This window comes from Citrobacter sp. wls826, from assembly GCF_005281245.1.
Lineage (GTDB): Bacteria > Pseudomonadota > Gammaproteobacteria > Enterobacterales > Enterobacteriaceae > Citrobacter > Citrobacter braakii.
Window position 1 is genome coordinate 143441 of record NZ_SZWS01000051.1, and the last position, 1634, is coordinate 145074.

Sequence of the window (1634 nt, forward strand, 5' to 3'; positions counted from 1 at the left end):
TTTTTGATCTCTATTCACACTTGCTTTCCGATACTCGTCTGCGCCGTGAGCTGTTTGCGGAAGTGGATAACGGTTCGGTGGCCGAGTGGGCCGTTAAAACGATCATTGAAAAGTTTGCCGAACAGTTTGCCGCGCTGAGTGATAACTACCTCAAAGAGCGGGCCGGAGATTTACGCGCGCTGGGCCAGCGTCTACTGTTCCATCTTGACGACTCAATCCAGGGGCCGAATACCTGGCCGGAACGTTTTGTGCTGGTGGCGGATGAGCTTTCCGCCACCACGTTGGCGGAACTTCCTCAGGACCGCTTAGTCGGTGTGGTTGTCCGGGACGGCGCGGCCAACTCTCATGCGGCTATTATGGTTCGTGCGCTGGGTATCCCTACCGTCATGGGGGCCGATATCCAGCCATCGGTGTTACACCGCCGTACGCTGGTAGTGGACGGTTATCGCGGTGAACTGCTGGTCGATCCAGAACCGGTATTGATCCAGGAATACCAGCGTCTTATCAGTGAAGAAATTGAGCTGAGCCGCCTGGCGGAAGATGACGTCAACCAGCCAGCACAGTTGAAAAGCGGCGAGCGTGTGAAGGTGATGCTCAATGCGGGCCTCAGCCCGGAGCATGAAGAGAAGCTGGGGAGCCGGATCGATGGCATTGGCCTGTATCGCACCGAAATCCCGTTCATGCTGCAAAGCGGTTTTCCTTCGGAAGAAGAACAGGTTGCGCAGTATCAGGGCATGCTGCAAATGTTTAACGACAAGCCGGTGACTCTGCGTACGCTGGATGTCGGCGCCGATAAACAATTGCCCTACATGCCGATCAGTGAAGAGAACCCGTGCCTTGGCTGGCGTGGGATCCGCATAACGCTCGATCAGCCGGAGATCTTTTTGATCCAGGTTCGGGCCATGCTGCGTGCCAACGCGGCAACCGGCAACCTGAGCATTTTGCTGCCGATGGTCACCAGCATTGATGAAGTGGACGAAGCGCGACGTTTGATTGAACGCGCCGGACGCGAAGTGGAAGAGATGATCGGCTACGCGATCCCAAAACCGCGCATTGGCATCATGCTGGAAGTTCCGTCGATGGTGTTTATGCTGCCGCATCTGATAAACCGGATAGACTTTATCTCGGTCGGAACCAACGATCTCACCCAGTACATTTTGGCTGTCGATCGTAACAATACACGGGTAGCCAGCATTTATGACAGCCTGCATCCGGGTATGTTACGTGTGCTGGCGATGATTGCGCAGGAAGCCGAAAGAAGCGGTATCGATTTGCGATTGTGCGGTGAAATGGCGGGCGACCCGATGTGCGTGGCCATTCTGATCGGCCTGGGTTTTCGCCATTTGTCGATGAACGGTCGTTCCGTGGCTCGCGTTAAATATCTGCTGCGCCATATCGATTTTGATGAGGCGCAAACGCTGGCGCAACGCAGCCTGGAAGCGCAGATGGCGACAGAAGTACGCCATCAGGTGGCGGCTTTTATGGAACGCCGTGGCATGGGGGGACTGATTCGCGGGGGATTGTGAATCGGGGGCTGGTAACAGTAGGTATACATATCTTTTAACTGTAATCGGCATCCGCTGCGATCCCCATGTGCTATCATTCGCACCTTTGGAGCGCCTGCATTATGCAGG

1 protein-coding gene is annotated in these 1634 nt (G+C 55.4%); it reads left to right on the top strand.

The genetic code is table 11. From position 1 onward, the window contains the following. Nucleotides 1-1526, top strand: a 1526-nt coding sequence (gene ptsP / locus FDW87_RS12255; RefSeq protein ID WP_252363144.1) for a phosphoenolpyruvate--protein phosphotransferase, incomplete at its 5' end; no start/stop codon positions are given. Nucleotides 1527-1634 lie beyond the last annotated feature (108 nt).